24 protein-coding genes are annotated in these 26,868 nt (G+C 62.7%); 6 read left to right on the top strand and 18 right to left on the bottom strand.

Translation table 11 applies throughout. The annotated features are described in order from the left end of the window. Positions 1-144 precede the first annotated feature (144 nt). Positions 145-846: a fumarylacetoacetate hydrolase family protein gene (locus AAFX91_RS19725; RefSeq protein ID WP_130584404.1), complete on the top strand. Its 702-nt coding sequence runs from the start codon at positions 145-147 to the stop codon at positions 844-846. A 241-nt stretch (positions 847-1,087) separates the two neighbouring features. Here AAFX91_RS19725 and AAFX91_RS19730 read toward each other — a convergent pair whose 3' ends face one another. Together AAFX91_RS19730 and AAFX91_RS19735 are read right to left on the bottom strand one after the other, a co-directional pair. Next, complete coding sequence (locus AAFX91_RS19730; RefSeq protein ID WP_282527741.1) at positions 1,088-1,465, bottom strand: SPW repeat protein; 378 nt, start codon at positions 1,463-1,465, stop codon at positions 1,088-1,090. Positions 1,466-1,486: 21 nt separating this feature from the next. Next, complete coding sequence (locus AAFX91_RS19735) at positions 1,487-2,827, bottom strand: MFS transporter (protein ID WP_394567531.1); 1,341 nt, start codon at positions 2,825-2,827, stop codon at positions 1,487-1,489. A 345-nt stretch (positions 2,828-3,172) separates the two neighbouring features. Here AAFX91_RS19735 and AAFX91_RS19740 point away from each other — a divergent pair, with 345 nt between their 5' ends. Then, positions 3,173-4,009 carry an alpha/beta fold hydrolase gene (locus tag AAFX91_RS19740; protein ID WP_394567532.1) on the top strand — a complete coding sequence of 279 codons (837 nt, stop codon included), beginning with the start codon at positions 3,173-3,175 and terminating at the stop codon, positions 4,007-4,009. Between the two features lie 69 nt (positions 4,010-4,078). Here AAFX91_RS19740 and AAFX91_RS19745 read toward each other — a convergent pair whose 3' ends face one another. From AAFX91_RS19745 to AAFX91_RS19800, 12 genes are all read right to left on the bottom strand, one after another. After that, positions 4,079-5,008: an aspartyl/asparaginyl beta-hydroxylase domain-containing protein gene (locus AAFX91_RS19745; protein WP_394567534.1), complete on the bottom strand. Its 930-nt coding sequence runs from the start codon at positions 5,006-5,008 to the stop codon at positions 4,079-4,081. A 1,033-nt stretch (positions 5,009-6,041) separates the two neighbouring features. Next, positions 6,042-6,194: a hypothetical protein gene (locus tag AAFX91_RS19750; RefSeq protein WP_165421099.1), complete on the bottom strand. Its 153-nt coding sequence runs from the start codon at positions 6,192-6,194 to the stop codon at positions 6,042-6,044. Between the two features lie 159 nt (positions 6,195-6,353). Beyond that, complete coding sequence (locus tag AAFX91_RS19755; RefSeq protein WP_394567535.1) at positions 6,354-7,820, bottom strand: flavin-containing monooxygenase; 1,467 nt, start codon at positions 7,818-7,820, stop codon at positions 6,354-6,356. Between the two features lie 129 nt (positions 7,821-7,949). Further along, positions 7,950-9,380, bottom strand: coding sequence for an adenosylhomocysteinase (gene ahcY / locus AAFX91_RS19760; protein ID WP_282527633.1), 1,431 nt, complete (start codon positions 9,378-9,380; stop codon positions 7,950-7,952). Positions 9,381-9,470: 90 nt separating this feature from the next. After that, positions 9,471-10,667, bottom strand: coding sequence for a methionine adenosyltransferase (metK, locus tag AAFX91_RS19765; RefSeq protein ID WP_282527634.1), 1,197 nt, complete (start codon positions 10,665-10,667; stop codon positions 9,471-9,473). A gap of 60 nt (positions 10,668-10,727) precedes the next feature. Next, on the bottom strand, positions 10,728-12,083 hold the full coding sequence (locus AAFX91_RS19770) for a hypothetical protein (RefSeq protein ID WP_394567537.1): 1,356 nt from the start codon (positions 12,081-12,083) through the stop codon (positions 10,728-10,730). 283 nt (positions 12,084-12,366) lie between these two features. Beyond that, entirely contained in the window at positions 12,367-13,485 is a 1,119-nt protein-coding gene (locus AAFX91_RS19775; protein WP_394567538.1) for a cobalamin-independent methionine synthase II family protein, read from the bottom strand. Positions 13,486-13,509: 24 nt separating this feature from the next. After that, positions 13,510-14,226, bottom strand: a complete 717-nt coding sequence (locus AAFX91_RS19780; RefSeq protein ID WP_394567540.1) for an ABC transporter ATP-binding protein — start codon at positions 14,224-14,226, stop codon at positions 13,510-13,512. Beyond that, entirely contained in the window at positions 14,219-14,971 is a 753-nt protein-coding gene (locus tag AAFX91_RS19785) for an ABC transporter ATP-binding protein (RefSeq protein ID WP_394567541.1), read from the bottom strand. Before AAFX91_RS19785 ends, AAFX91_RS19780 begins: the two co-directional genes overlap by 8 nt. Continuing rightward, complete coding sequence (locus AAFX91_RS19790) at positions 14,968-15,999, bottom strand: branched-chain amino acid ABC transporter permease (RefSeq protein WP_394567542.1); 1,032 nt, start codon at positions 15,997-15,999, stop codon at positions 14,968-14,970. The genes AAFX91_RS19785 and AAFX91_RS19790 overlap by 4 nt, the downstream gene beginning before the upstream one ends. A 7-nt stretch (positions 16,000-16,006) precedes the next feature. Further along, a complete protein-coding gene (locus AAFX91_RS19795) occupies positions 16,007-16,876 on the bottom strand; it encodes a branched-chain amino acid ABC transporter permease (protein WP_282527640.1) in 870 nt (289 codons plus the stop codon). A 133-nt stretch (positions 16,877-17,009) separates the two neighbouring features. Beyond that, positions 17,010-18,182, bottom strand: a complete 1,173-nt coding sequence (locus AAFX91_RS19800; RefSeq protein WP_282527641.1) for an ABC transporter substrate-binding protein — start codon at positions 18,180-18,182, stop codon at positions 17,010-17,012. A gap of 298 nt (positions 18,183-18,480) precedes the next feature. On the opposite strand from AAFX91_RS19800, the gene AAFX91_RS19805 reads away from it, so the two are divergent. Then, positions 18,481-18,759 (top strand): hypothetical protein, encoded by a 279-nt coding sequence (locus AAFX91_RS19805; protein WP_130578668.1) that lies wholly within the window; start codon positions 18,481-18,483, stop codon positions 18,757-18,759. Positions 18,760-18,781: 22 nt separating this feature from the next. Here AAFX91_RS19805 and purU read toward each other — a convergent pair whose 3' ends face one another. After that, positions 18,782-19,645, bottom strand: a complete 864-nt coding sequence (purU, locus tag AAFX91_RS19810; RefSeq protein ID WP_130578667.1) for a formyltetrahydrofolate deformylase — start codon at positions 19,643-19,645, stop codon at positions 18,782-18,784. A 154-nt stretch (positions 19,646-19,799) separates the two neighbouring features. On the opposite strand from purU, the gene AAFX91_RS19815 reads away from it, so the two are divergent. Continuing rightward, a complete protein-coding gene (locus AAFX91_RS19815; RefSeq protein ID WP_130578666.1) occupies positions 19,800-20,642 on the top strand; it encodes a uroporphyrinogen-III synthase in 843 nt (280 codons plus the stop codon). A 159-nt stretch (positions 20,643-20,801) separates the two neighbouring features. Here AAFX91_RS19815 and AAFX91_RS19820 read toward each other — a convergent pair whose 3' ends face one another. From AAFX91_RS19820 to AAFX91_RS19830, 3 genes are all read right to left on the bottom strand, one after another. Continuing rightward, the gene (locus AAFX91_RS19820; RefSeq protein ID WP_394567543.1) at positions 20,802-21,758 is read right to left on the bottom strand and encodes a GDP-L-fucose synthase family protein; all 957 of its coding nucleotides are present in this window, start codon (positions 21,756-21,758) and stop codon (positions 20,802-20,804) included. Further along, complete coding sequence (gene gmd, locus AAFX91_RS19825) at positions 21,739-22,824, bottom strand: GDP-mannose 4,6-dehydratase (RefSeq protein ID WP_394567544.1); 1,086 nt, start codon at positions 22,822-22,824, stop codon at positions 21,739-21,741. Before gmd ends, AAFX91_RS19820 begins: the two co-directional genes overlap by 20 nt. A gap of 146 nt (positions 22,825-22,970) precedes the next feature. Continuing rightward, on the bottom strand, positions 22,971-23,645 hold the full coding sequence (locus tag AAFX91_RS19830) for a Crp/Fnr family transcriptional regulator (protein WP_130578664.1): 675 nt from the start codon (positions 23,643-23,645) through the stop codon (positions 22,971-22,973). A 333-nt stretch (positions 23,646-23,978) separates the two neighbouring features. On the opposite strand from AAFX91_RS19830, the gene AAFX91_RS19835 reads away from it, so the two are divergent. Together AAFX91_RS19835 and AAFX91_RS19840 are read left to right on the top strand one after the other, a co-directional pair. Further along, on the top strand, positions 23,979-24,800 hold the full coding sequence (locus AAFX91_RS19835; protein ID WP_394567545.1) for an ABC transporter ATP-binding protein: 822 nt from the start codon (positions 23,979-23,981) through the stop codon (positions 24,798-24,800). Further along, entirely contained in the window at positions 24,797-26,725 is a 1,929-nt protein-coding gene (locus AAFX91_RS19840) for a long-chain fatty acid--CoA ligase (protein WP_394567546.1), read from the top strand. Before AAFX91_RS19835 ends, AAFX91_RS19840 begins: the two co-directional genes overlap by 4 nt. Positions 26,726-26,868 lie beyond the last annotated feature (143 nt).

Here is a 26,868-nt window from a genome sequence, read left to right on the forward strand (position 1 = left end):
CCGAAGAATCCAATTCGCTCCGCTATGCAATACCCCCTAAGGCCATATGCGATTCCCCTACCCGCAAGCGGGAGAGGTGAAGTAACCCAGCATGTCCGCCAATCCATCGCCCATAAGCCACTTACTCAACGACGAGAGCGCTTCATGACTGCCACAGACTACGTCATCCCCGCCCCGCCGCAGGCTTCGCTCCCCGTCATCGGCGAGACGAAATCCTTCCCCGTCCGCCGCATCTGGTGCGTCGGGCGCAACTACCTCGAACACATCAGGGAGATGGGCAATGACGAGCGCGCGCCGCCCTTCTTCTTCGCCAAGCATGCCGACATGCTGGTGCCGGATGGTGCCACGATCCCCTACCCGCCGCTGACCAAGGACCTGCACCACGAGGTCGAACTGGTGGTCGCCATGAAGAGCGGCGGCCTCAACATTCCCGCCGACAAGGCGCTCGACCATGTCTATGGCTATGCCGTCGGTATCGACCTCACCCGCCGCGATCTGCAGATCGCCTCGCGCAAGAAGGAGCGTCCCTGGGAGATTGGAAAGTCCTTCGACTACTCTGCGCCCTGCTCCGCGCTGCAGCCGGCCTCCAAGATCGGCCATCCATCAAAGGGCAAGATCTGGCTCACCGTCAACGGCAAGGAAACCCAGAAGGGCGATCTCACCGAACTGATCTGGAACGTGCCCGAGATCATCTGGCAGCTCTCCCAGCAGGTGAAGCTCGCCGCCGGCGACCTCATCATGACGGGAACGCCGGCCGGCGTCTCCCAGCTCCAGCCCGGCGACAGGATCGAATGCGGCGTCGACGGCGTCGGCACGTTGAAGGTCTCGATCGGCCAGCCGGAGTAGTTCACCCGGCGCTAACCACGCCCATCGCCGTCATTCCGGGGCGCGCGCAGCGCGAGCCCGGAATGACAGCCCCGTTGTTGCTAAGCTTCGTAGCCCGGGTGGAGCGCAGCGTAACCCGGGGGCCGCACTCGACGTTGGCTCAGAGGTCCCGGGTTGCGCTGCGCTCCACCCGGGCTACGGCACTGGATTCTTGGTTTGACGCGTTTTCTTTACGCCAACCGATGTCCACTTCGAACGCGCTCTACTGCCTCTCCAACCCCTGCGATGCGCTCGGGCCGAGATGCGTCTTCTCGTACTCCAGCCACAGCTCAAGCAGGGACATGAACATCACCACGGCGCCCGCGATGATGCTGAAATGCATTGCGCGGGTGTGCGCGAAGCCGAGCAGCCAGGGTGACACGATCAGCCAGCCCCCAACGAGCAAGTTGACCCATTCTTCCCAAACGGAAAATGCAATGATCGCCGCCAGCGACAGGATCGCAATCGCCGCGCCGCTCGCCTGCAGATCGATCGCCGCCGTGGGGTTGGCACGGACAAACATCCACGGCGCCGCAAGCAGGAAGATCGCTGCCGCCAGATTGTAGAGATCGAGCGCCGATTCATTCCGCCATTTCAACATGCCCTTTCCTCCATCGCTGCCTTATGCCCGCCGGTCATGCGCGTCGGCCGCGTTGATGTCCTTTCCGGTGTAGTCGGTCATCAGCGCAGTCGCGACCAGCGTGATGACGGCGCAGATCGCGATATAGATCGCGATCGCGGTCGCCGACTGGTACATGCCGAACAGCCAGGCCGCGATCAGCGGCGCCGGACCGCCGGCGATCACCGACGCGAGCTGATAGCCGAGCGATGAGCCGCTGTAGCGCAGGCGTCCGGTAAAGCTCTCCGCAATCAGCGCGGCCTGCGGCCCGTACATCATGTCATGCGGGATCGGCGACAGGACGATCGCAAGGAAGATGATCGTCGGCGATCCCGTGTCGAGCATCGCGAAGTAGATGAAGCCGAAGATGCCGGTCACGACGGCACCGATCATATACATGTTCTTGCGGCCGATCTGGTCGGACAGATGCCCGAACAGCGGGATCGAGACGAACGACAGCACCGAAGCCGAGAGCACCGCGGTCAGGAGGAAGTCGCGCGAGACGTGCAGCATGGCAATGCCGTAGGAAAAGACGAAGGCGGTGAAGATGTAGAACGGCGCCTGCTCGGCCATGCGCGCGAATGCCGACAGCAGGATTTCCTTCGGATACTCCCTGATCACCGTCAGCATCGGCGTGCGGTCGACTTTTTGCTCGGCCTGCAGTTTGCTGAACACCGGCGTTTCCAGAATGCCGAGCCGGATGTAGAGGCCGACGCCGACCAGGATGAGACTGAGCGCGAACGGAATGCGCCAGCCCCAGGCGAGGAACTGGTCCCCCGCCATCTGGCTGAACGCCAGTACCGCAAGATTGGCGAGGAACAGGCCGCAGGGCACGCCGAATTGCGGCCATGACGCGATAAAGCCGCGGGAGTGGTTGTCGCGCGCCCACTCCATCGACATCAGCACCGAGCCGCCCCATTCGCCGCCGACACCGACGCCCTGGATGAATCGCAGCGCCGTCAGGATCACCGCACCCCAGATGCCGATGCTCGCATAGGTCGGCACCACGGCCACCGCCGCGGTCGCCAGACCCATCAGGAGCAGCGTCGCGATCAGGGTCGATTTACGGCCGATACGGTCGCCATAATGCCCGAAGATCGCAGCACCGATCGGCCGCGCGATGAAGCCGACAGCATAAATGGCAAATGCCTCCAGCGTGCCGACCCAGGGGTCGGAGTGCGGGAAGAACAATTTTGCGAAAACCAAACCGGTGACGGTGCTGTAAAGGAAGAAATCATACCATTCGATCGCGGTCCCAATCGTGGAGGCGATGACGGCGCGCCGAAGCTGGCGCTGATGCTCGGATGGAGTCAGTTGGGTGGCGTCGAGGCCGAGCGTTGCCATAGGAGCATCTCCCTCGGACAAGCCCCCGGCAAATTTCACTTTGTGTGCCTTGTTGGATCATAAACGATACGACGCGACAAAGGTTCCATCCGACAAGAACGTCAAGGCTTGAACTTTAGTCGACGGGTGCGAGCATCGTAGGGCGGATCGGCTGGATCGAAGGCGAACACAAACCGCTTGTGTCCTCGCGAGCATCGCGCCGCTTCATTCCTGCGCGGGGCGCAGCGATGCCCCGGGCACGGCAAGAAGCTGACAGAAATTTAATGTGGCCGCGGGATGTAGAGCCTTTTCCGTCACGCACTCAGCGAGTTAATACCAAAGAAAAAGAACGACGGGATGGAAGCAATGAAGCGAGGAATTGTCGTTTTCGCCTGTCTCTGTGCCCTTTCCGGCGCCGCCTACTTTGCCGTGAGCAAGTGGGGAATTCGGCACGAGAGCTTGAGTCTCTATGATCAGACCCGACAACGGCTGTTGCCGGTCGATCTTGCCGTGCGTGCGGACTACGAGATGAAGGCCAATGCCGGATTCTGGAAACTTCCGGTCGCGATCATCAGCAACGGCAACACGGTCAAGAACACCGAATATTCGTTCCTGGAAAACGTGCTGGCTGCGGATGGATATCTGGTCGCCAGCATCCAGCAGGATATTCCATCCGACCCTCCGCTGGTGACGAGGGTGGGACTACCCTACGTGGGCAGGATTGGCGTCTACGAGAAGGGCGAAGCCAACATCGGCTTTGTGCTCGCGAAGCTGAAGGCGCTTGAGCCCAATGCCGTCTACGATCATCTGACCCTCGTCGGCCATTCGAACGGCGGCGATATCGCCATGTACTACGCCAAGCAACATCCCGAACTGGTGTCAAAGGTGATCACGCTGGACAATTTGCGCGTTCCCTTCGTGCTTGACCACAGACTTAAGATCCTGTCGTTCCGCTCGAAAGACCCCAACTTCAAGACCGATCCCGGCGTGTTGCCGGCCCCTGAACAGGCCAAGAAGCAAGTTATCGATGTCATCAATACGCAATTCCGGCACACTGACATGTGCGACCGAGGACCTTATTCCGTCAAGCACAGGATCCAGGCTACGCTCAACGAGTTTCTCACCAAGGGCGGCAGCAGCGAACTTGCGCCTGCGCCGATCGACAGTCCGCTCGTTGTCAACGCCGCTGCAGCGCTTCCCTAGATCATGATCCGGAAAAGGACCGTAGGGCGGATTAGCGAAGCGTAATCCGCCCTACACGCTCCGGATCCATCACCGCAATGCGGACACCACGACCAGGCCGAGGATCAGCACCGTCAGCGAATATTTCAGCGTGTAGTACACGTTGCGGTTCCACTCCTTGACCTTGCGGCTGGCGAGATGGACCTCGTAGAGCTTGCCGAACACTTTGTTGAGCACGCCGACATGCTCGCCGTCCACGTTCTGCGTGGCGGAGGCCTTGACGATGTGATGGCTGACCCAGCGGTTGATCGCGGTCATGAAGCCATACTTCATTGGGCGCTCGACGTCGCAGAACAGGATGATGCGGTTGACGTCGGTCGCGTTCTCGGCGTGATGGATGAAGGTCTCGTCGAACATGAAGGCCTGGCCGTCGCGCCAGACGCATTCCACGCCGTCGACGATGATCCGGCACTTGTTCGAGTTGGGGGTGACCAGCCCGAGGTGATACCGCAGCGAGCCGGCAAAGGGATCGCGGTGCGCGCCGAGCTTGCCGCCGGGCGGCAGCATTGCAAACATCGCGCCGTGCACGGACGGAATCGAATTCAGCAATTCCACGGTCTTCGGGCACAGCGTGCGCGCCGACGGCAGGAAGTCGTCATACCACTTCAGGTAAAAGCGCTTCCAGCCGCTCTTGAAGAACGAATAGAAGCCCCAATCGTTGTTCTTCGCGGCCGCGCGGATAAAGCCCTCGTCGAACAGTTGCACCGCCTCTTCGCGGATCGTCTCCCAGTTCTCGCTCAGCTTGGCGAGTTCGGGAAATTTCTCGACCGGGATCACCGGCGTGTTCGGGATAGCCGAGCCCGCATACATCAGCACATTGTAGGGGGCGAGATAGGTCGAGTGATCGCCGAGCTGACGGGCAAAGCGCAACCGCTCGCGGCCGCGGAAATGCACATAGATCGTTGATGCCGCCAGGATGTAGAGAATAACAAGCTGCGGCGCGAATACCGTTTTCAGCATATCAGTCCCTGCCGTGGCCCCCAACCACGTCCTGCGTCTATATAGCGCAAGCGGGTCCCGCAAGCCAATCCTGGAGGGGGCTTCCGGATCGCGCCGGCCTGCGCACAGAGATAAATTTTCCGTGCAATTTCAAAGCGAATCGGGCGGTCCAGTCCCTTTTCACCAAAATTTTCCCCTTAACCCGTCGGGCAAATCACCTCTATAACCCCGCGCCATCTCACCCGATGAGAGGGGCGGATCGCGATCGTCACGAACGCGCGGTGGGATGCGGTGGACGCTGACGTTGCGACTGACGAGCGTGACATCAGCGGACGGCGAAGTCGTGTGGTCCTGGCGCCCCGACGCTGGCGCTAAGTTTTTCGCGCGAACAAGTTCGCGCGGGAAGTGACGGTGGCAAGAAAGCCCGGTCACCGGGGAGAGCGCGAAATAAGCCGTAACACCATCGCGCAGGGAAAGCCGGTGTTGCTCCGGTTGACCTGTGGTCCTACCCCCGTGCTTCTTGTTGCACGGGGCCCATGGGTGCAACCGGCACCCGGCTTTCCCTGCGCCCTCTGTTCAATGAGAGGGTGGAAGGTGATGCAAAGCTCGGACGCAAATGCGCCGCGAGAACGCGGAGTCACGTCCTCGCCGCTGTTTGAAATTCAAATCAGAAAGCCTCCCCGTCATTGCGAGCGCAGCGAAGCAATCCATCGCGCCGCGTGTGGAGGCATGGATTGCTTCGCTGCGCTCGCAATGACGTCGAGAGAGTATGCCAAGCGCGCGGGTGCGTAGGGTGGGCAAAGCGACTGCACGCGCCGACGCTTAGACGGACTCCAGCGCAAGCGTGCCCACCATCACGAGCGGAATGCTTGATGGTGGGCACGCTTCGCTTTGCCCACCCTACAGGACTGCAACCGCTTGCTCACGCCGCAACACCTTCCTGTGGTTATGGGAATCGTAGGATGGGTAGAGCGGAGCGAAACCCATCATTCACGGCGCGTGCTTCATCGCGATGGGTTTCGCTCCGCTCTACCCATCCTACGGGACGACATCGTCAGGCGCGCATCGCCTGCAGGCCCTTGAAGGTGAGGCGCTTGGGGTCCTTGATGCCGGCGAGGTAGAGGCGGCGGATGAAGGCAACGGCGGCGTCGCGGTCGCAATCGGTCAGCGCCACGAGGGCATCGACGGCAATTCGCTGGGCGTCCATGGGCTTCCTCTTGCTATCAGCAGCCACAGGCCGTGCAGCGTAGGGCATCTCGGTTAATCCGGCGTTAACCGTCGCGGCAGAATGGCTGATTCGGCAGGAAGCCCGAATCCGCAAAACTACCCATGGGACGTTAAGGCGCAGGTTTCGCAGCGAGGATTGTCACGAATACTGCATCACGCCGTCATCCACCTTGCCATAGCGCAGGGAGACGATGTCGAGCGCATAGTTCTGGTAGAGCCGCCACGGCCGCTTCGAGCCCTGCTTGGGCAGTTTGGCGATCGAGCGCTGGACATAGCCGGATGAGAAATCCAGCGCCGGCAGCGCCTCGATCGAGGGATCGAGATTATGCGCCACGCATTGCCTGAAGCCGTGCCGGTCCATGTAGTTGATCAGACGGCAGGCATATTCGCAGGTGAGGTCGCATTTCAGCGTCCAGGACGCGTTGGTGTAGCCGAGCGTCGCAGCGAGGTTCGGCACATCCGAATACATCATGCCCTTGTAGCTCAGCGTATTCGCGAAATCGACCTTGCGGCCGTCGACGCTGACCTCGACGCCGCCGAGCACCTGCAGGATCAGGCCGGTGGCGGTGATGATGATATGGGCCGGAAGCTCGCTGCCGTCCTCTAGGCGAATCCCGTTCCTGGTGAAGGTGTCGATCCGGCTGGTGACGACGGAGGCGCGCTTCTCGCGGATCGACTTGAACAGGTCGCCGTCAGGCACAAGGCAGAGCCGCTGCTCCCAGGGATTGTAGCGCGGCGTGAAATGCGTGCCGATGTCGTAATCCGGACCGAGCGCCATCTTGATGCCGCCGAGGATGAGCTCTTTGGCGCGCTCCGGCTTGCGGCGGCAGAGCTGGAAGAAATACATGCCGAGCAGCACGTTGCGCCAGCGGATCAGATGATAGGCGAGCTTGGCCGAGAGATTGCGCCTGAGCTTGTTGGCGAGCGCATCCTCCGCCGGACGCGCCACCACATAAGTCGGCGAGCGCTGCAGCATGGTGACATGCGCGGCCGTCTTGGCGAGCTCCGGCACCAGCGTCACCGCGGTTGCCCCCGAGCCAATCACGACGACGCGCTTGCCGGCATAGTCGAGATGCTCGGGCCATTTCTGCGGATGAACGATCTGGCCCTCGAAGTCGGCGGCACCAGCAAATTCCGGCGTGTAGCCTTCCTCGTATTTGTAATAGCCCGAGCACATGAAGAGGAAATTGCAGGTGAAGCGCACGATCTCGGCCGCGCCCTCGCCTGCCCTGCGCTCCGCCTCGACGGTCCAGCGCACCTGTTCGGACGACCACGAGACGCGCTTGACGCGATGGTTGAAGCGGATCTTGCGGTCGATCCCGTTCTGCGCCGCGGTCTCCCGCACATAGTTCAGGATCCGCGGCCCGTCGGCGATCGCCTTCGGTTCGGTCCAGGGGCGGAACGAGTAGCCGAGCGTGTACATGTCGCTGTCGGAGCGGATGCCGGGATAGCGGAACAGATCCCAGGTGCCGCCGATGCAGTCGCGGCCCTCGAGGATGACGTAGCTTTTGGTCGGGCACTTCCGCTGCAGGTGATAGCCCGCGCCGATGCCGGACAGCCCGGCACCGACGATCAGAACATCGAAATGCTCGATTGCCTCGGTCATGGCGTTCTCCCTGCCGAAGTATTGAGCAGGCGGGAACCAATTTGCAACTCGCTTCGGTTGGCCGCACCAAAGAAAAAGGCCCCGGACTGCGCCGGGGCCTTCCAATATCTCGCTGAGGAGAACTGGGGGTCAGTAGCGGTAGTGATCCGACTTGTACGGCCCTTCCGTCTTGACGCCGATATAGTCGGCCTGGTCCTTGCGCAGTTCGGTCAGCTTGACGCCGATCTTGGCGAGGTGCAGGCGGGCGACCTTCTCGTCCAGCGACTTCGGCAGCACGTAGACCTTCTTCTCGTACTTGCCGTCCTTGTTGTTGGCGAACAGCTCGATCTGCGCCAGCGTCTGGTTGGTGAAGGAGGCCGACATCACGAAGGACGGATGGCCCATGGCGTTGCCGAGGTTCACGAGGCGGCCTTCCGACAGCAGGATGATGCGGTGCTTGTCGGCGAATTCGATCTCGTCGACCTGCGGCTTGATGTTGGTCCATTTCAGATTGCGCAGGGACGCGATCTGGATCTCGTTGTCGAAGTGGCCGATGTTGCAGACGATGGCGCGATCCTTCATCGCGCGCATGTGCTCGATGGTGATGATGTCCTTGTTGCCGGTGGCGGTGACGAAGATGTCGGCGCGCGGCGCGGCATCTTCCATGGTCACGACCTCATAGCCTTCCATCGCCGCCTGCAGCGCGCAGATCGGATCGATCTCGGAGACCATTACGCGGCAGCCGGCCTGGCGCAGCGAAGCGGCCGAGCCCTTGCCGACGTCGCCGAAGCCCGCGACCATCGCGACCTTGCCCGACAGCATCACGTCGGTGCCGCGGCGGATACCGTCGACCAAGGACTCCCGGCAGCCATAGAGGTTGTCGAACTTCGACTTGGTGACACTGTCGTTGACGTTGATGGCGGGGAACAGCAGCGTGCCCTTGTTCGCCATCTCATAGAGGCGGTGCACGCCCGTCGTCGTCTCCTCGGAGACGCCCTTGATGTTCTTGGCGATCTCGGCGAACCAGCCCTTCGGCTTCTCCTTCAGCAGCCGCTTGATCAGCGCGTAGAAGATCTCTTCTTCCTCAGAGGCGGGCTTGTCGAGGAACGCAGTGTCGCCCTGCTCGGCGCGGTAGCCGGCATGCACCAGCATGGTGGCGTCGCCGCCGTCGTCGAGGATCATGTTGGGCGTGCCGCCGCCGTGCCAGTCGAACAGCTTGGCGGTGTAGTCCCAGTACTCGGTGAGCGTCTCGCCCTTCACCGCGAACACCGGAATGCCAGCCGCAGCGATCGCGGCCGCGGCGTGGTCCTGGGTCGAATAGATGTTGCAGGAGACCCAGCGGATGTCGGCGCCGAGCGCGGCCAGCGTCTCGATCAGGACTGCGGTCTGGATCGTCATGTGCAGGGAGCCGGCAATACGCGCGCCCTTCAGGGGCTGCTTGGGGCCGAACTCCTCGCGTGTCGCCATCAGGCCGGGCATCTCGGTTTCTGCGAGCGAGATTTCCTTGCGGCCGAAGTCGGCGAGCGAGATGTCCTTGACGATGTAGTCGGTGAAGGCAGGCTTCTTGGCGGCGGCGGTCATGCGATTGATCCCTCAAAAAGCGTATTCCGAAAAGCGATCTCAGCTTTCCGGAATACGCGACACGGTTACGGACAACAATTACGGAGAAAGTCAGACTGCGCGCTTGAGCGGCTCGACGAGATCGGTCTTCTCCCAGGAGAAGCCGCCCTCATTGTCGGGCGTGCGGCCGAAATGGCCGTAAGCCGAGGTCCGCGCGTAGATCGGACGGTTGAGGTCGAGATGGCTGCGGATGCCGCGCGGGGTCAGGTCCATCGCCTGCGCCACCGCCTTCTCGAGTCTGTCCTCCGGCAGCTTACCTGTGCCATGGGTGTCGATGTAGATCGACAGCGGCCGCGCCACGCCGATCGCGTAAGCGAGCTGCAGCGTGCAGCGGTCGGCGAGACCGGCCGCGACGATGTTCTTGGCCACATAGCGCGCGGCATAGGCGGCCGAGCGGTCGACCTTGGTCGGGTCCTTGCCGGAGAAAGCGCCGCCGCCATGCGGGGCCGCGCCGCCATAGGTGTCGACGATGATCTTGCGGCCGGTGAGGCCGGAATCGCCGTCGGGCCCGCCGATGAAGAACTTGCCGGTCGGGTTGATGTGCCAGATGGTCTTGCCGTTGATCCAGTCCTTCGGCAACGCCTCGCGCACATAGGGCTCGACGATGTCGCGAACCTGAGTGGAGGAGAGGTCCTCGACCAGATGCTGGTGCGAGACCACGATCTCACGCACGCCGACCGGCTTGCCGTTCTCGTACTGCACGGTCACCTGGCTCTTGGAGTCCGGCCCCAGGACCTTCTCGCGGCCCGAGTGGCGCGCTTCGGAAATCAGCCGCAGGATCTTGTGGGCGTAGAAGATCGGCGCCGGCATCAGGTCAGGCGTCTCATTGGTGGCGTAACCGAACATGATGCCCTGGTCGCCCGCGCCCTCTTCCTTCTTCTCGCCCGGCTGCAGCGCGTCGACGCCCTGTGCGATATCGGCCGACTGCGGATGCAAGAGGATCTCGATGTCGCAGGTCTTCCAGTGGAAGCCTTCCTGCTCGTAGCCGATGTCCTTGATCGCCTCGCGGACAGTGCTTTCGATCTGGTCGTTGGTCACCGACTGCGGCCCGCGGGTTTCGCCGGCGATCACCACCTTGTTGGTGGTGGCGAGCGTTTCGCAGGCAGCGCGGATCTGCCACGGGTCGATCCCGGCTTTCGGGCCTTCCCGGTAGAACAGGTCAACGATCTCGTCGGAAATCCGGTCGCAGACCTTGTCGGGATGACCCTCCGAGACCGACTCGCTGGTGAACAGGTAAGACGCGCGCATCTAGCAAACCCCTTTTTTCGTCGAGCTCCGACGTTCGTTCCTGAATGTGTCCCTGGAATGTCAGTCTCTACGACGCGAGATGACGTAGGATTCGTCGTAAAACCACAGCCCATTGTGCTTGCGCAGCACTTCGCGGGTAGCCTCCAGAGTTCGGCCGCTTTCCGTCATCTCGGTCAACCGGTCATCCTCGATCTGGGCGACATACACTGCCGCGTTCCACGCTGCAAAAGCCGTCGAGGTTCCGATCGACCCGGTGACCTCGTTCGGCAAGGCTTCCATATCATAACGGAAGATCGAACGGTTATCGGCGTAAGCGTTAAAGTTAAGGTCGCGCCCGGCCGATCCGAGTTCGTACTTGACCGCGCGCAATATCTCATGGCGGCTGACGGCGAAAGGATTTTCTCCGGGCCACACTGCCTGAATAATTTCCAGGCCCGGATCGTGGCCATGGGAGTGGATACCGATCAAGCGCCCACCGGCGCGCAAGGCCCGCGCCAGCGGCGCGATGATGCGCTTGGCGCGGAAATTCACAGACGATTTTGCCCGGTATGGCTGGGATGCGATGACGAGGTCGAAATTGGCCTCGGTCTTGCCGGCCCGCGGGATGATCGAATCGAGCAGGAACCTTTGGTCCTCCCGATAGAGCGCCAAAACCACCGGGCGCTCATAGATGGGCATCCCGGATCGTGGGCTGACGCTAGCCCGCCAATTCTGCTCAAGAAATGGGCCGAGTTCCGCGATCTGGGCCTCGAATTCGCCCGACGACGCCCCCCGTAACGCCACTTCGTGCCAGAGCGTACCGGCGGCTGCCGCAGGCGATTTCGGGGTCAGCCAGGGCGCCTCGGCGTAATACATGTTGGTCAGCACGAAGACGGTAGCGGGATGCTCGAACAGCCGGTCCGCCACCTTTTCGAGGGTCAGCCGGACGTCCTCCAGGCTCAATTCCTTGCCGGCGACGTAGAACGGCATATGCGGGAAGCGGCTATGCATGGCACGCAGAACTCGCGCCAGCACGGTACCGTCGCCGATACCTGCGTCGAATACCCGCAGCGCCGGCGGCCGGGGATGGAGGGCGGACAGTTCCAGCGCGACGCGCTGCGCGATCACCCGCTTCTCGCCGCAGGTGTGGACAAACAGCAGGTATCTCTGCCGGTTCTCGAAAAAGCGGAAGTTTTGCCGCGGATCGCGCTTTTCGGGCGGCACCACCAGGCCGCGCGGCGGCGCCACCCCGCCGGGCGTGGAGGTGGCGATGAAGGTCTGGATACGGTCCAGCGTGTCGATGGTGATCCGCTTACCCTCCCGCAGCCGGTGCACCAGCTTGCCGTCATTCACGGCGCGGCGGCCGAACGTCGTCTCGGCCATATCCGCCCGGCGGCAGAAGTCGGTGATCTGGCTGAGGATCTCGTCGTTCTTCATTGGGCCAGGACGGTGGGACCGCTGTGGGCAGGGGTGGGCGAGGAAGTACCCCTATCACCATCTGCCCACTTCTTGAAGCCCTCTCCTCTCCGCAATCAAAACGAGTACAAATGAAGGATACTACTGATCACCGCGCGCGGCGACTCGTCGGCCGCAGCCCACGAGCGAAGGGGAAAGCAACCCATCTTCGCGCTTATGTGGAGATGGATTGCTTCGTCGCAGAGCCTGTCATCGGGCCCGCCAGAGGCGGGACCCGTCGGCTCCTCACAATGATGAAGTGGCGCTACCTGCCCCACACCTCTTCTGCGACTTCCACCGCGAGCCTGAGCTTCGCCCACTGCTCTTCTTCGGAAAGGATGTTGCCCTCCTCGGTCGAGGCGAAGCCGCATTGCGGCGAGAGCGCGAGCTGGTCGAGCGGCGCGAATTTCGAAGCTTCCTCCAGCCGTCGCTTGATGGCGTCCTTCGTCTCGAGCTCGCCGAATTTCGAGGTGATGACGCCGACCACGACGACCTTGTTGCCCTTCGGCAGATAACGCAGCGGCTCGAAGCCGCCGGCGCGGTCGGAATCATATTCGAGGAAATAGCCGTCATAGTTGGTGCCGCCGAGCAGCGTTTGCGCCACCGGCTCATAGCCACCGGACGAAATCCAGGTGGAGCGGAAATTGCCGCGGCAGACATGGGTCGATATCACCATGTCGGACGGACGGTCCGCGATCGCGTAATTGATGACGCGGGCGTAGATCTCCTGCAGGCCATCGGGATCGTCGCCGCGCTCGCGCGCCTTCTGCAATTCGTCCTGCGAGCAGAGATAGGCCCACACGGTGTCGTCGAACTGCAGATAGCGGCAGCCGGCGTCGTAGAACGCCTTCACGGCCTTGCGGTAGGTCTTACCGAGATCCTCGAAGAACGGCTCAAGATCGGGATAGACCTCCTTCGAGATCAGCTTGCGGCCGCCGCGGAAGTGCAGCACCGACGGCGCGGGGATCGTCATCTTCGCAGTGACGTGAGCCTGGTCGGCGTATTTCTTCAGAAACCTGAAGTGATCGAGCATCGGGTGGTTGTCGGGGAAATCCAATTTGTCGATCACGCGGATCGCGTCATGACGCGTCTGCACGCCCGCGAACTGGATGCCGGCGTCCGGGTGGAACAGTTCGCAGCCGGTCAGCTTGGCGAGAAAATCGAAGTGCCACCAGGAGCGGCGGAATTCACCGTCGGTCGCGAGCTTCAGGCCAGTGGAGGCCTGGCGGTGTACGACCTTCTCGATCTCGATGTCCTCGATCTTGCGCAGATCCTCGGGCGTGATCTCGCCCTTTTCAAGCTTGGCGCGGGCCTCCTTGATCTTCGGTGGCCGCAGCAGGCTGCCGACCTCGTCGGCGCGGAAAGGAGGTTTTGTTCGTTGCATGGTTTCGACTCCCTAGGGACGGAACTAATGCGCTTTGGCGCCGGAGACCCCAAGATGCCGCTCGAGCACCGTGGGATCGGCCTTCAAGGCATCGCTTGCCGCATCGTGCACGATTGTGCCGCGTTCCAATATCACGACGCGGTCGGCGAGCCCCAGAACCTTTTGCGCGTGCTGTTCTACGATGATCGAACAGATACCACCAGAGCGGGTGATCGTGCCGAGCGCCTTCAGCAATTCCTCAACGATGATCGGCGCCAGCCCTTCCGTCGGCTCGTCGAGGAGCAGCACCTTCGGGTTCAGCGTCAGCGCACGCCCGATCGCCAGCATCTGCTGCTCGCCACCGGAGAGCTGGTTGCCGAAATTGTTGCGGCGTTCTTCGAGCCGCGGAAACATCCGGTAGATTTGCTCGACTGTCCACGGTCCCGGCTGGGCCACTGCGGTCATGTTCTCCTCGACCGTGAGGGAGCGAAAGATATTGCGTTCCTGCGGTACCCAGCCGACGCCAGCGCGGGCCCGCTGGTCTGGGCGCAATGCCGTGATGTCCTGCCCACCCAACGACACGGTGCCGCCGAAACGGCGGGTGACGCCGACGATGGAATTGATCAGCGTGGTCTTGCCGGTGCCGTTGCGCCCGAGCAGCGCCAGCACCTGGCCTTCGGGGAGCGACAGTGTCATGCCCGGCAGCACCACCGCCTCGCCATAACCGGCACGCAGGCCCTCGATCGCGAGCAGGTCAGGCATTGGCTGCCTCGCCGAGATAGACCGCCTTCACCTGCGGATCGCGCGCTACGGCATCCGGCGGACCTTCGGTCAATAGCGCACCATTGACCAGCACCGAGATGCGGTCGGCGAAGGAGAATACGAGATCCATGTCGTGCTCGATCAGGAGCACGGTCACCTCGCGCGGCAGCGCCGCGACTGCGGCCAGGATGTCGTGGCGCTCGATTTCGGGTACGCCGGCCGCCGGCTCGTCGAGCAGCAGCACGCGGGGTCTGGCGGCGATCGCGACCGCGATCTCGAGCAGGCGCTGCTTGCCATAGGGCAAAGTGACGGTGAGCTCGTTCATGACGTCGAGCAAATGAAACCGCGCGAGGATCTCGGCGGTCTCGGCATTGACGTCTGCCCGCGTCCCCATCCGCCGCCACCAGTCGCCACCGCGGCCCATCCGTTCGGAGACCGCGAGCCCAATGGTCTCGAGCGGCGTGAGATCGGGATAGAGCTGATTGATCTGGAACGTACGCGACAGGCCGCGCAGCACGCGCCTGTGCACCGGCAGGCTGGTGATGTCGTTGCCTTCGAGCAGGATGCGGCCGGCATTGGGCCGCAGCACCCCGGTGAGCAGGTTGATCACCGTGGTCTTGCCGGCCCCGTTCGGCCCGATCAAAGCGTGGCGGGCGCCCTGCTCGATCCGAAGCGAAAGCTCGCGCGTGACACGCAAGCCGCCGAAGGATTTATCCAATCCCCTGGTTTCCAGCGCGATCGTCATGACGGGTCGCTCTCAGGGACCACGACAACGGCCCGGCGGCCGGCAAATTGCCGGATGATGAGGTTCGGCAGCCAAAGCACCCAGCGATGGATGCGGGCGCGGCCGACCAGAACGATCACGACCAGCACCAGCCCGATCCAGAACAGCCAATATTGCGGCGTGATAGTCGAAAACAGCTCCTGCAGCATCTTGAACACGACGGCACCGATCAGCCCGCCATAGAGATAGCCGGTTCCGCCGATGACAAGCATCAGCATTAAATCAGCCGAACGCTCGAACGAGAACACGTCTAGCGAGGCGAGCGCCGTCGTCTGTGTGAACAGCGCGCCGGCGATGCCGGCATAGAACGCCGAGACGGTGTAGATCGCGATCAATCGGCGATTGACGGGAATACCGATCGCGGCGGCGCGCAGCGGGTTGTTCCGGATCGCGCGCAGCGACAGCCCGAACGGCGAATGTACGATCCGCCGGGCAAGCACGAACAGGAGGAACAGCACGATCAGCGAATAGAAGAAGCCGGTCTTGCCGAAGATGTCGAAGGCGAAGTGGCCGAGAATCGGCTGCATCTCGATGCCCTGCAATCCGTCGGTGCCGCCGGTGATATCGGAGAAGCGTTCGGCGAGCGCTTCCAGGAGCAGCGCGATGCCGAGCGTCACCATCAGCCGGGTCAGATCGACGCCGCGGATGACAAGGAAGCTCGTGAAGAAGCCCAGTACCATCGCAGCAAAACCTGCGACCACGAGCGCAAGCACAGGCTCGCTGATGATGCCATGCAGCGCCAGCAGCCCTGCGGCATAGGCGCCGACGCCGAAGAACGCGGCATGCCCGAGCGAGACGATGCCGGCATAGCCGAGGATCAGGTCGAGCGACAGCGCGAACAAAGCGAGCCGCACGATGTCGGTCATGATCAGGTAGCGGGATGGAAACAGGAAGCCACAGGCGACGACCACGATCCAGAACGCAATCTCGCCCGGCCGCCAGCGGGCACTGGCAACCGCATGCGTGGAGAGGTCGGGAAGCGTGGTCATCGCGCCCTCAACGCGCGGCCGTGCGGCCGAACAGGCCGTTCGGACGCCAGATCAGGATCACGATCATGATGGTGTAGATCACGAAGGGTCCCATCTTCGGGACATAATACTTGCCGGCGACATCGCCGATGCCGAGCAAGAGCGAGGCCAGGAATGGCCCGGTGATCGAGGAGGAGCCGCCCACCGTCACCACGATCAGAAAGTAGATCATGAATTTGAGCGGGAAATACGGATCGAGACCGAGGATCTCCGCGCTCAACGCGCCGCCGAGCCCGGCCAGCCCACAACCGAAGGCGAAGGTAAACGCAAACACCTGCGGCACATTGATGCCGAGCCCGATCGCGGCGCGGGGATCATCGACGGCTGCGCGCAGGCGGCTGCCGAAGCGCGTGCGCGCCAGGATCAATTGCAGCGCGACCGTGAGGAAACCGCAGATCACGATGATCATCAGCCGGTAGCGGCCGATGCCGACCCCGAACAAATCGAACTGCCCCTCGAGGGCCGCCGGCAATTTGATGAAGACCCGCGTCGAACCCATGATGTAGTCGACCGCTGCGACCGACATGAAGACAAGGCCGATCGAGAACAGCACCTGGTCAAGATGGCTGCGCGCATAGAGATGACGGTACAGCGCTCGCTCCAGGACCACGCCAATCGCAGCACTCGCGACGAAGGCAAGCGGCAGCGCCACAAAGAACGGCCAGCCGGAATTGTTCACCAGCACCGCGCAGATGTAGCCGCCGGCCATTGCGAAGGCGCCGTGCGCGAGGTTGACGAAGTTCATCAGCCCGAGCGTCACCGCGAGCCCGCAAGCGAGCACGAACAGCAGCATGCCGTAGGCGACCCCGTCGAACAGGATGGTGAAGAGACTGGTCATTGGAGGTCGGAGAACTCTAACAGGAACTCGTCATTCCGGGGCACGCGAAGCGTGAACCCGGAATCTTGCTCAGTAACCTCGGGATTCCGGGTTCGCTGGCTTCGCCAGCGCCCCGGAATGACAGCGGGGAGCGTCACTTCTTGGTCTTGCCGGGGTCCTTGACGGCCTCGAACGTAGCGAACTCCACATTGTAGAGTTCGCCGTCGACCTTCTCGACCTTGCGGATATAGATGTTCTGGACGATGTCGCGTGTCTCGGGGTCGATCGAGATCGGCCCCCGCGGGCTCTCCCACTTCATTCCCTTCATCGCCGCGATCAGCTTGTCGCCGGTCGCGTCGCCGCCAGTCTTCTTCAGGGCTTCATAGATCAAATGGATGCCATCATAGCCGCCCACCGCCATGAAGCCGGGACGGTTGTTGAACGCCTTCTTGTAGGCGGCCACGAATTCCTTGTTGGTCTGCGAGGGATGCGCGGCGGAATAGAGATGCGCGGTGACCGCGCCGAGCGCGGCGTCGCCCATGTTGTTGAGGAGATCGTCGTCCATGACGTCACCTGGGCCGATCACCGTGATGCCGCTCTTGTCCAGCCCGCGCTCGGCATATTGCTTCATGAAATTGCCGCCCTGCCCGGCCGGCACGAACACGAACATGGCGTCCGGCTTGGAATCCTTCATCCGTTGCAGGAATGGCGCGAAGTCGGGATTGGCGAGCGGCACCTTCACCTCTTCGACGATCTCGCCGCCGCCGGCCACGAAATGCTCCTTGAAGGAAGCGAGCGCGTCATTGCCGGGCGCGTAATCCGAGGTCAGGGTCGCCACCTTCTTGATGCCGTTCTTGACCGCCCAGTCGCCGATGATGGTGGAAGACTGCGGCAGCGTGAAGCTGGTGCGGACGATATAGGGCGAGCGCTCGGTGATGATGGAGGTGCCGGCCGCCATCACGATTTCCGGAACTTTCGCCTGCGTCGCCAGGGGCGCCGCAGCGAGCGCGGCCGGGGTGACGCCGAAACCGGCAATGATGTTCACTTTCTCGTTGACGATCAGCTCCTGGGCGAGCCGCTTGGTGTTGTCGGGAACCGCGGCGTCGTCCCTCAGGATGATCTCGATCTTCTTGCCAGCGACCGTGTCCCCCTTCTGCTGCATATAGAGCTTGATCGCGTTGTCGATCTGCTTGCCGGTCGAGGCCTGCCCGCCGGTCATCGGTACGATCAGGCCGATCTTGACCGTTTCCTCCGCCTGGGCGGGCACGACTGCCGCGGCGGCGGCAATGGCGCCTGCAGCCAGCAACAATTGACGGCGAATGAACATGAACGCTTCTCCCCCTCATCGTTCTTGCGGATCGAACGGCCCTTGCCTCACCATAGCCCAGATCGTTCGGCGGTGTAGCGCGGCGAATGGCGTCGCCCGGCACCGGTTTGTCAAGCCGACGTAAGGATGGTGCCGGCGCAATGACCGCCAGGAGCTCCCGATAGCTTAAGGTTCCATAATACCTCCAACAAGACCTGATAAGGCTATCTTACCATTTCGAAACTAAGGTCCGCTGACCCGCGCCAACGGTTGGCGCAGTTCGGTCCAAATCTTCAAGCCCACGACACCCTGCATTGCGATGCCAACCAGCGCCCGCCCTCTCGCAACCCTCTTAGCCCTGACTCTGACAGGCTGCGCCTTGGGAGGATGCGGTACCGTCAACGAGAAGCTGTCTGCCGGCGCCGCGGACCTCATTCCGGCCTGGGCGGGCGGGCTGCCCGCCGACGCCCCACCCCGGCCCGGCACCGCCAAATATGACGAATTCATGCGCGAGCGGGAACGCAAGCGGATGATGCCGGCTGCCGAGCGCGGCGACGATAACAAGCCGGCACCGACCTCGCAGGACACCGCTCATTGAGGACGGGCGAGCGCCACTCCGCTCAGTCGACGAACACCACCGTCTTGCGTCCGTTGGGGATCACGCGGTCCTCGAGATGGTAGCGGATCGCGCGGGCCAGCACCCGGCGCTCGATATCCCGGCCCTTGCGGACGAGGTCGTCGGGCGTATCGCGGTGGCTGATGCGCTCGACGTCCTGGTCGATGATCGGCCCTTCGTCGAGGTCACCGGTGACGTAATGGGCAGTGGCGCCGATCAATTTGACGCCGCGCTCATGGGCCTGGTGGTAGGGGCGCGCGCCCTTGAAGCCCGGCAGGAACGAATGGTGGATATTCATGCAACGGCCCGCGAGCTTGGCCGACAGTTCGTCCGACAGGATCTGCATGTAGCGTGCGAGCACGACGAGGTCGGCGCTCGTGTCCTCGGCGAGCTTCCAGAGCGCGGCTTCCTGCTCGCGTTTGGTCTCCCTGGTCACAGGCAGGTAGTGGAACGGGATTTCACCGAAATCGAGATGGCTGTAGGTCTCGCGCGGATGGTTGGAGACGATCGCGGTCGGGATCATCTGCAATTCGCCGGTGCGCCAGCGATAGAGGATATCGACCAGGCAGTGATCGGATTTGGAGACTAGCAGCATCACACGGCGGCGACTTGCGCGGTCGCGCATCTGCCAAACCATGCCGAAACGCTCGGCGATTGCGGTAAAGCCGGTCTGCAGCGCCGACAATTCGACCGCGAGGTCGGCGGCGGTGAACACCACCCGCATGAAGAATTTCTTGGTTTCGATATCGTCGAACTGCTGGGCGTCCAGGATGTTCTGACCATTATGCGCGAGAAAGGTCGAGACCGCCGAGACGATACCGGGACGGTCGGGGCAGGACAGAGTCAGGACAAATTGGGGGTCGGACATGGCGATGGATCGAGACTTGGCCGATGAGGGCTTGATTGACTAAGGCTTGGGCTGCCGCAGGAACGGCTGATTTGCGGGCCCTGCTCTACCACCGCCGTCGCCCTTGCGCCAATCCCGCGGCAGGGGCCAAATTAAACTCTACGAGAGGCACATCATGGCTGACCGGCTGAACGGCTACCGCATCCTGATCCTGGAGACGCGCGAGGAGGCGCAATTCTCCCGCCTGCTCGCCGAACAGGGCGCCGACGTGCTGCAATGTCCGATGTTCGCGATCCACGATGCGCCGGATCCGGCGCCGATCGAGGCCTGGATCAAGCGTTGTATCGAAAACCCCTTCGACGATCTGGTGCTGATGACCGGCGAGGGCCTGCGGCGCTTGATGAAGGTCGTACGCCGCGTCGGCGTCGAGCAGGAGTTCATTGCAGCGCTGACCAAGGCCCGCAAATTCGCCCGTGGCCCAAAGCCCGGCCGTGCGTTGCGCGAAATCGGGCTCGAGCCGCAGGTGACGACGGAGAAACCGACCTCGGAGGGCGTCATCGAGATACTGTCCCGGATCGATCTGAAGGGCCATCGCCTCGGCCTCCAGCTCTATCCAGACAAGGATCATGGCGCATTGATCGGCGCGATCGAGGCCCAGGGCGCGGAGGTCGATACCGTGCTGCCCTATGTCTACGATCCCAAGGCGGCCGACGCCAACATCGTCGTCGCCATCGACGAGATGGCGGAGGGCCGGATCGATGCGATCGCGTTGACCAACCTGGGCCAGGTGCGCCGGCTGTTCGAAGCCGCGCGGGCGCGCGGCTATGAGGACAGGCTGCGTCAGGGCCTTGACCGGACCTCGATCGCCTCGGTGGGGCCGGCGGTCTCCGGCGAGCTCGCCTCGCACGGCCTGCGCACCGATATCGCGCCGCCGAACGACGCTTACTTCATGAAGCCGCTGATCTCGGCGATGGCGGTGGCACTGGCGAAGCAGCCACCACGGATGGGGGCGAAATAACCAACTCGTCATGCCCCGCGCAGGCGGGGCATCCAGTATCCGGCAGCTTCTCGGCTTGAGCGCTGCCGCCTCTGGAATACTGGATCGTCCGCCTTCGCGGACGATGACGGTAGAGGTTGTGGCATAGCAACGCCACTGGCCGATTTTGTTCGCAGAGAACTATTCCGCCGCCTGCTGGGTCTCGCTGAGATAAGCCTGATAGGCGAGCCCGATGCCGTCTTCCAGCGATGTCTTCGCTTGCCAGCCAAGCGCGGCTAGCCGGCTGACGTCCAGCAATTTGCGCGGCGTGCCGTCCGGCCGCGAGGTGTCATAGCTGATCTCGCCGTTATAGCCGACCGCCGCCGCAACGACGCGGGCGAATTCCGCGATCGTGATGTCCTTGCCGGTGCCGATATTGACCAGGCCGCTGTCGGAATAGACCTTCATCAAGTGGATGCAGGCGTCGGCGAGATCGTCGACATAGAGGAATTCGCGCCGCGGCGTGCCGGTGCCCCAGACCACGACATTCTTCGTCCCGGACGCTTTCGCCTCATGGAAACGGCGGATCAAGGCCGCGACGACGTGGCTGTATTCGGGGTGATAATTATCACCGCGACCATAAAGATTGGTCGGCATCACGCTGATGAAATCCGCGCCGTACTGGCTGCGATAGGTTTCCGCCATCTTGATGCCCGCGATCTTGGCAATCGCGTAGGGCTCATTGGTCGGCTCCAGCGGCCCGGTCAGCATCGAGTCCTCGCGCAGCGGCTGTGGCGCCAGGCGAGGATAGATGCAGGAGGAGCCGAAGAACATCAGCTTCTCGGTTCCGTTGACGTGAGCCGCATGGATCACGTTGGTCGCGATCGCCAGATTGTCGTAGAGGAACTCGGCGCGCAGCAGGTCGTTGGCGGCGATGCCACCGACTTTCGCCGCCGCCAGGAACACCACCTGCGGCCGCCTGGCGGCAAACCACCGGTTGACCGCGGCCTGGTCGCGCAGATCGACCTCGCCGCGCGGCATCGTCAGAAGCTCGACATCCTCCTGTGCAAGCCGTCGCACCAGCGACGAGCCGACCATGCCGCGATGGCCGGCGACAAAGACCGTCTTGCCTTTCAGCTCAAACGGCGTGCTTGCCATTGGCGGCCTCCTGCCTGGCCTCGGCGAGGTCGCTCGCCACCATCTCCTTCACGAGCTGGGCAAAGCTGGTCTTCGGCTTCCAGCCGAGCTTCTCGCGCGCCTTGCTGGCGTCGCCGATCAAGAGGTCGACCTCGGTCGGCCGGAAATAGGTCGGGTCGATACGGACCACGGTCTTGCCGGATTTTGTGTCGACCCCGATCTCGTCAACGCCCTTCCCGCGCCACTCGATTCCGCGGCCGATTTCGGCAAACGCGAGTTCCACGAATTCGCGCACCGAGCGCGTCTCGCCAGTCGCCAGCACGAAATCGTCAGGAGCATCCGCCTGCAGGATACTGTGCATACCCTCGACATAATCCCGCGCATGACCCCAGTCGCGCTTGGCCTCGAGATTGCCGAGATAGAGCGTCTCCTCGAGTCCGAACTCGATGCGGGTGACGCCGCGGGTGATCTTGCGGGTGACGAAGGTCTCGCCGCGAATCGGGCTCTCATGGTTGAACAGGATGCCGTTCGAAGCATACATGCCGTAGGCCTCGCGGTAGTTCACCGTGATCCAGTAGCCGTAAAGCTTTGCCACGCCATACGGCGAACGCGGATAGAATGGCGTGGTTTCCCGCTGCGGCACTTCCTGGACCAGGCCGTAAAGCTCCGATGTCGAGGCCTGATAGAACCGCGTCTCCTTCTCCATGCCGAGGATGCGGATCGCCTCCAAGAGGCGCAGCACGCCGATCGCATCGGCATTCGCCGTATATTCCGGGCTCTCGAAACTGACCCCGACATGGCTTTGCGCGGCGAGGTTATAGATCTCGGTCGGCCTGATCTGCTGCATCAGCCGGATCAGGTTGGTCGAGTCCGTCATATCGCCATAATGCAGCAGGAACGGCACGTTGCCGACATGGGGATCTTGATAGAGATGATCGACGCGCGCCGTATTGAACGACGACGAGCGACGCTTGATGCCATGGACGGTGTAGCCAAGGCCGAGCAGATATTCAGCGAGGTAAGCGCCGTCCTGACCGGTGGCGCCCGTGATCAGCGCGACACGTCGCTTGGAGTCCTGAACCGCCATATCCTCTCCGAGGGCACGGAACTGCGCCGGGTTGCGAATGGCCCGGTCTGTAGCATCCGTCCTCCGCGAAGTCTAATGCCATAACCATTTGGAATCAGGCCGTTAGCCTCGAGCTTTCGGGCAGACACGGCGCCGGGCCGGCTGGACTATTCGCCGTAGTGGCGGAGACGTTCGAGGTCGACAATGGTCACGCCGCCATATTCCAGCCGCAGGAGGCCCTCCTTCTCTAGCCGCTTCAGGCACTGGTTCGCATTCTGCCGCGAGATGCCGGAAAGCGCCCCGATTTCCTCCTGCGTGATCTCGAGATGGCGCGACAGCTCGGGGTAGAGAATTGGGTTGAACAGGGAGGCGATGGAACGCGCCAGCCGCGCGGTCGCATCCAGGGTACGGCCATATTCCAGGAGCGCAATGAACTGGCCAAGCCGCTCGTTGAGCTGCGCCACCAGGAAACGGTTGAACGCCACGCTGTTCTCGAACAGCCAGACGAAGGTCTTGCGGTCCATCATGGCCAGCCGCGTGTCGCGCAGCGCCACCACGTCGTAACGCCGCGCTTCGTTCTTCAGCACCGACCCCTCGCCGAACCAGGCGCCGGCAGTCAGTCCGGCGAAGCTTGCGGCCTTGCCGCCGCGGGAGACGATGCCCATCCGCGCCAGCCCCGTGACCACGCCGGTCCAGTAATCGAAACGGTCGCCGCGCATGAAGATGAATTCATTGGCGCCATAGGATTTCTCGGTGATGCCGCTGCGCGCGACCTCGATCTCGCGGTCATCCAGCTCACGCGACCAGGCCGCGATGCGCTTCAGGTAATCGGCAGCAATCATGATCTCGTTGACTGTCGTCCGTCTCGCCATGCTGCACCGCAACAACACGCAGGCCGAACGAAATTTGCCGGCCAATTGTCGGGCACAAGACATTTCACCGTACCGCTTTGCCCTATGGAGGGCCACCGGCGCAATGTCATCTGCACGACACGCGTGGAAGCACGAACGGGCAAGGTGCCGGGTGCGGCGTTACCGCGCATGAACGGTCGCGTTCGCGAGCGGAACGAGGCACCATTAGTCGGATGGCTTAGCCGGAACGACCGATGTAAGATTATCGCTGTCTTTGCAACAAGAGACAAAGAGCGCGTGAAGCGCCGCATCTGGAGGGAATAGGTGGATTACACGTTGGAGGTGCGCGGGGTGTCGCTGCGCTTTGGTGGCGTCCGCGCGCTGACCGAAGTGAGCTTTGGCGTCAAGCCCGGCGAATTGTTCTCCATCATCGGCCCGAACGGCGCCGGCAAGACCTCGATCGTCAACTGCATTTCCGGCCGCTACAAGCCGACCGAAGGCCGGCTTTTCTATCGCGGCAAGGATATCACGGGCCTCAATCCGAACGCCCGGCCCTCGCTCGGCATCGGCCGCACCTTCCAGAATCTCGCGCTGTTCCACCACATGAGCGTGCTCGACAACATCATGGTCGGCCGCCATCACCTGCTGAAGAATAATTTCATCACCGGAGCGCTGTACTGGCTGACCGGCGCGCGGCGCGAGGAGCTCGCTCATCGCCGCAAGGTCGAGGAGATCATCGACTTCCTCGACCTGCAGTCGGTGCGCAAGGCGACCGCCGGCACGCTTCCCTACGGCCTGCGCAAGCGCGTGGAACTTGCCCGCGCGATGGCGCTCGAACCGCAGTTGATCTTGCTGGACGAGCCGATTGCCGGCATGAACTTTGAAGAGAAGGAGGACATGACGCGCTACATCGTCGATCTCAACGAAGAGTTCGGCATGACCGTCGTGATGATCGAGCACGACATGGGGGTGGTGATGGACATCTCCCACCGCGTCATGGTGCTCGATTTCGGCCGCAAGATCGCCGAGGGCGATCCTGCGACCGTGCTCGCCGATCCCCACGTCAAGCGCGCCTATCTCGGCGAAGAGGACGAGGCGCTGGTCGATCCCGACGACGTGCCGCTGCCGCGGGAGAGCGCGGCATGATGGATTACGCCAGGCGCGCCGCACAGGCCGACACCTTTCCCAAGATGCTGCGGCTGAATGCCAGGGAACATGGCCGCGAGATCGCACTGCGCGAGAAGGATCTTGGTCTGTGGCGTGAATTCACCTGGAACGACTACCAGGCCCGCGTGCGGGAATTCGCGCTCGGCATGATCGAACTGGGACTCGGCAGCGGTGACGTCATCGGCATCATCGGCGACAATCGCCCGGACTGGGTCGCCGCCGAGATCGCCAGCCACGCGATCGGCGGCATGAGTCTTGGGCTTTATCGCGACGTGCTGGATGAGGAGGCGGCTTATCTCCTGAACTATGGCGAGGCGAAGCTCGTATTCGCCGAGGATGAGGAGCAGGTCGACAAGCTGCTGGGGCTGGCCGACCGCGCGCCGCACCTGAAGCACATCATCTATTCCGATCTGCGCGGCATGCGGAAATATGACGATCCACGCCTGATGGAGGCAAGCAAGCTCGCCGGCCTCGGCCGCGAGCGCGCGGCGCGTGAGCCCGGCCTCTACGACACGCTGGTCGATGCCACTGATGGCGAAGACGTCGCGATCCTCTGCACGACGTCAGGCACGACAGCCAATCCGAAGCTGGCGATGCTCGCCGCCGGCCGCGTGCTCAAGCATTGCGCAACCTATCTCTCCTTCGATCCGAAGGGACCTGACGACGAATATGTGTCGGTGCTGCCGCTGCCCTGGATTATGGAGCAGGTCTACGCGCTCGGCAAAGGTCTGCTCTGCCGGATGAAGGTCAACTTCGTCGAAGAGCCCGACACCATGATGCACGATTTCCGCGAGATCGCGCCGACCTTCGTGCTGTTCGCGCCGCGGGTATGGGAGGCAATCGCGGCAGACGTGCGCGCCGACGTGATGGACTCGTCGCCGTTGAAGCAAAGGCTCTACGAGCTCGGTATGAAAACCGGGCTTGCGGCGCTCGAGCAAGGCAAGCGCTCGGTGGCCGCGGACCAGCTTCTGTTCCGTGCACTCCGCGACCGGCTCGGGTTCACGCGGCTGCGATCGGCGGCCACCGGCGGCGCCGCGCTCGGCCCCGACACCTTCAAATTCTTCCGGGCAATGGGCGTGCCGCTGCGTACGCTCTATGGCCAGACCGAGCTGCTCGGCGCCTATACGTTGCATCCGCCCGGCGAAGTCGATCCCGATACCACGGGCATCGCGATGGCCGAGACGATCGAGATCCGCGTCGACAACCCTGATGTCAACGGCGTCGGCGAGATCGTGGTGCGCCACCCCAACATGTTCCTAGGGTATTACAAGAACCCAGAGGCGTCTGTGGCAGACATCCAGGATGGCTGGATGCGCTCCGGCGATGCCGGCTATTTCAACGATAGCAACCAGCTCGTGGTGATCGACCGCATCAAGGACCTTGCCGCGACCTCGCGTGGCGATCGCTTCTCGCCGCAGTATATCGAGAACAAGTTGAAGTTCTCGCCCTACATTGCGGAAGCGGTGGTGCTCGGAGCCGGCCGCGACGCGCTCGCCTCGATGATCTGCATCCGCTACTCCATCATCTCGAAATGGGCCGAGAAGAGCCGAATCTCGTTCACGACTTATAGCGACCTCTCCTCGCGTCCCGAGGTCTATGCGCTGTTGCGGAAGGAAGTCGAGACCGTCAACGCCTCGCTGCCACCGGCCCAGCGCATCTCCCGCTTCCTGCTGCTCTACAAGGAACTCGACGCCGACGACGGCGAACTGACCCGCACCCGAAAAGTGCGCCGCGGCGTCATCAACGAGAAATACGCCGAGATCATCGACGCGATTTATCGCGGCGACGCCAACATTCCGGTCGATACCGTGATCCGTTTCCAGGATGGCACCACCCAGCGCGTGCGGACCACGCTGAAGGTGGTGGACATGGTGGGCGCGGCGACTGCGGAGGCCGCGGAATGAGCTATCTGCAACAGCAAGGCGCGATGCGCGTTGTGGTGCCCTCTCCCCTTGTGGGAGAGGGCTGCTCCGGTCCTGACCGGCTACATGGGTAACAGAATAGACCGGCGACATGGGTAACAGGTCAACTGGTCGGCAAGGAGGAC

The organism is Bradyrhizobium sp. 31Argb (assembly GCF_043638955.1).
In the GTDB taxonomy this organism is placed as follows: Bacteria; Pseudomonadota; Alphaproteobacteria; order Rhizobiales; family Xanthobacteraceae; genus Bradyrhizobium.